Source organism: uncultured Mobiluncus sp., assembly GCF_947254095.1.
Taxonomy (GTDB): Bacteria; Actinomycetota; Actinomycetes; order Actinomycetales; family Actinomycetaceae; genus Mobiluncus.
Genome location: NZ_CAMYBV010000046.1, coordinates 1 through 3932, shown reverse-complemented (window position 1 = coordinate 3932; position 3932 = coordinate 1). Strand labels below are relative to the sequence as shown.

The 3932-nt window shown below is 63.0% G+C and carries 2 protein-coding genes and 1 pseudogene; all 3 read left to right on the top strand.

What is annotated here, in order from left to right; genetic code table 11:
• The coding region (locus Q0X47_RS08460; RefSeq protein ID WP_297725011.1) for a VIT family protein at positions 1-540 on the top strand (540 nt) is incomplete at its 5' end.
• 216 nt (positions 541-756) lie between these two features.
• The gene (locus tag Q0X47_RS08455; protein ID WP_297725008.1) at positions 757-3270 is read left to right on the top strand and encodes a maltotransferase domain-containing protein; all 2514 of its coding nucleotides are present in this window, start codon (positions 757-759) and stop codon (positions 3268-3270) included.
• A gap of 40 nt (positions 3271-3310) precedes the next feature.
• Positions 3311-3932, top strand: a pseudogene (locus tag Q0X47_RS08450) (1,4-alpha-glucan branching enzyme); the annotation flags it as partial.

The window sequence follows — 3932 nt, the reverse complement described above, 5'->3', positions numbered from 1 at the left end:
ATCGCGGCTGTGGTCGCGGGGGCGCTGTCGATGGCGGCGGGCGAATATGTCTCGGTGTCCACCCAGCGCGACACGGAAAAAGCGGTGGTGGCAAAGGAGCGCCGCCTCATTGCCGAGGACCCAGAGAAAGAATTTCAGGGCCTGGTGGAAAACTACATCGAAAAGGGCCTGACCCGCGCGACCGCGACCCTGGTCGCCCAGGAATATTCCGCCCACGATCCGGTCGAGGCCCACGTCCAGGCCCATTACGGCCTGAGCTCCGAGGAGTTTACGTCGCCCTGGGCGGCGGCGTTTTCCTCGGCGGTGTCCTTCACGGTCGGCGCGCTGGTGCCGCTGTTGGCGATTCTGCTGTTCAGCGGCCCGTGGAAAATCCAAGCTACGTTCGTCATGGTGATGGTCGCGTTAGCGCTGGTCGGCTGGCTTTCGGCGTGGCGCGGCGAGGCCCCACGGCTCCGCGCGGTCATCCGGGTCATGGTCGGGGGCGCCCTGGCGATGATTATCACCGGCGGGGTCGGCCACTTCTTGGGGGTCGTTGTTTAGGCTCACAAGGGCGTTGGGTCGGGTTTTCGGTTAGCTCACGAGGCCGGTGGGTCGGGGTTTTGCCGGGTTCACAAGCGCGGTGCCGAGTTTCCCCTGGTGTTTCGCTCTCTCTGGGGCCGGTGCGCTGATTGAACCTCTGCGCCCGGCTTTACTAAGGCTGTAAATACCCCGCACTCACGGATTATAAATTCTGTGGTTATGCTTTAAGATTTAGACGTGAGCGAAACGACGAACTCTACGGGCAATTCCGACGCCAAGAAACCCGGGCGTCATTCCACTACTAACACTCGTCCGGCTACGAAGCCGGCAGCGAAGCCCCCGGCTGACAAGCCGAGTAAGCCGACCGCCGCCCGCAAGACCCGGACTTCTGGCACAAAATCGACGGCAAAAGCCTCGGGAAGCACCGCGAAATCAACGAAGAAACCGGCTCCCACGGCTGCTGCGAAAACCCCGGAAACTCCGGCAACCCCAGCCGCTAAAACCCCAGCAACCCCAACTGCCGCAAAATCCGCGGCCGCAACCCCAACCCCGGCAACCCTCCCGAACCTCTACCACCTGCCTGCTGACGCGGAACTGAACCGCATCTGCGTCACCGAGCTGCGCCCCATGGTAGAGGACGGCCTGTTCCCGGCCAAAGCCGCGGTCGGCGAGCTGTTCCCAGTCCACGCCACCGTGTTTGTCGACGGGCATTCCCACTTTGGCGCCGACGCGGTGCTGCTGCGCCCCGCCGACCCGAAACGCCGCGGCGAAGGGGGTTATGACCTCTACGCTCCGGAGGGCAGCCCCGAGGGCGCTCCCGACCCGGGGGACCCGGCCGCTTGGGAAGTCGTGGACCGCGCCCGGATGTATGAAATCGGCACTGGTGAAAACCAGTTTGAAGCCTGGCTCCAGCCCAACACCCTGGGACGTTACGCCTTCGCGGTCGAGTCTTGGATTGACCCTTATGGGACGTGGGTGCATGACGCCAAGGTGAAAATCCCGGCGGGCATCGACGTGGAGCTGACCCTCGAAGAGGGCGCCCGCCTGCTGGAACGTGCGATTGCGGGCGAGGCGAAACCGGCCCACGGTTCGGCTCGTGACACGGCCACTCCTGCCGCCCCGCTGCCCGCGGCTGACGCGGCCGTGCTACAGGGCGCGATTGCGGGCTTGCGCGAGAAAAAGCGCCGCCCCCAGGTACGTCTCTCGGCCGCCACAAATGAGCTGGTCGCAAACATTTTGACGGAAAATCCGCTGCGGGATTTGGTCACGCGTACCCGGCTGTGCCCGCTGCGGGTGGACCGGGCGCGTTCGGTGGCCGGAGCGTGGTACGAAATCTTCCCTCGTTCCATCGGGTCCTATTACGGGTCGGACGGCCAGATTGTGCCGGGGACTTTGCGCACGGCCGCGGAAATTTTGCCCGAGGTCGCCGCTGACGGTTTCGATGTTATCTACCTCACTCCCGTCCACCCGATTGGGCACGCTTTCCGCAAAGGGCGCAACAACGCGCTCGAGGCCGGACCAAACGATCCCGGCTCGCCTTGGGCGATTGGTAACGAGGACGGGGGGCACGACGCGGTCGACCCGGCTTTGGGTGGGATTGAGGCGTTTGACGAGTTCGCGGCGGCGGCGAAACGCAACCACCTGGAGATCGCCCTGGACTTCGCCCTGCAGTGTTCCCCGGACCACCCGTGGGTAAAGGCGCACCCCGAATGGTTTTCGGCTCGGGCTGACGGCTCGATTGCCTACGCCGAGAATCCCCCAAAGAAATACCAGGACATCTATCCCCTGAACTTTGACCACGATCCGGACGGACTGTATGCCGAAATCCGGCGGGTGATCGAGTTTTGGATTGACCACGGGGTCACGATTTTCCGCATGGATAACCCGCACACGAAGCCGGTGCGGTTCTGGCAGCGCTTGGCTGCTGATCTGCACCAAACCCACCCCGAAGTGGTGATGCTCTCCGAGGCGTTCACCGCTCCGGCGATGATGCGGGGGCTGGCAAAAGCGGGGTTCCACCTGTCTTACACGTACTTTACGTGGCGCAACTCCAAGACGGAGCTGACCGAGTACTTTGAGGAACTCGCTTATGAAACGGCCCACGTGCTGCGCCCGGCGCTGTTCCCCATGACCCCAGACATTTTGACCGACTACATGACGGCCGGGGTAGGGGCGTTCAAAGCCCGCGCCCTGCTGGCAGCCACGGCCGCTCCGACCTGGGGAATCCTCGGGGGCAGCTACGAGTTTTGCGAACACGTGCAGCGTCCCGGGGTCGAGGAAGTCAACGACAACCCGAAGTACGAGGTGAAAGTCTATGACTGGGCGGCGCGCGACAAGTACGGCATCGCCTCCCTGCTGCGCACCTTGAACGCGGCCCGTGCCGCTCACCCGGCGCTGCTGCAGTTGCGCAACATCAAGTTCCACGCCGTCGAAAACGACGCCATCATCGCTTTTTCCAAGCACATTGACGCCGCGCATTCCCCGACCGGTCGGGCGGACACGGTGTTGGTCATCGTGAACCTCGACCCGCACAACACCCAAACCGGCTGGGTGCACCTGGATTTGCCGTCACTAGGGTTGTGCCCAGAGGAGTTCCCGGAGCTGGCCGAGCCCGGTGCGGGGCAGCGCCTGTTCGTGGTGCGCGATGAACTGACCGGCGGTGAATATACCTGGGGAAGGGATAATTTTGTCCAGCTCAATCCCTATACCGGCCCCGGCCATATTCTCAGTTTCAGCCCCATTCCCGACTGAACCCAAAACATCGCCTAGCAAAATATGAAAGAATTACCCCATGGCTAAAATCACCGTTTCCCCGGAACTTTTGAACCAGGTCGCCTACGCGAATTACTACGCCCCGCACTCGGTGCTGGGACCGCACTCGGACGGTGAGGACGTCACTATCCGCACCGTGCGTCACATGGCGCAAAGCGTCACCATCGTCACCGAGCACGGCGAATTCCCTGCTGAACACGAACAGGACGGGGTGTGGGTGGCCGTCATCCCGCACGCCGAAGTCGAGGACTACCGTGTGAAAGTGACCTACGGCGACCAGGAAGTCTTGGGGGACGACCCCTACCGTTTCCTGCCGACCTTGGGCGAAATGGATACCTACCTCATCTCAGAAGGCCGTCACGAGCGTCTGTGGGACGTTTTGGGTGCACACATTAAGGAGTACGAGGGTCCGCTCGGGGTCGTAAAGGGCGTGGCTTTCGCGGTGTGGGCACCGAACGCACAAGCGGTGAAGGTCGTGGGGGACTTCAACTTTTGGGACGGGTCGGGGTGCGCGATGCGCAGCCTCGGGGCGTCCGGTGTGTGGGAGCTGTTCATTCCCGGTGTCGAGATAGGCGCACGCTACAAATACGACATCAAAGGCCCGGACGGGAACTGGCGGCAAAAGGCCGACCCGATGGCTC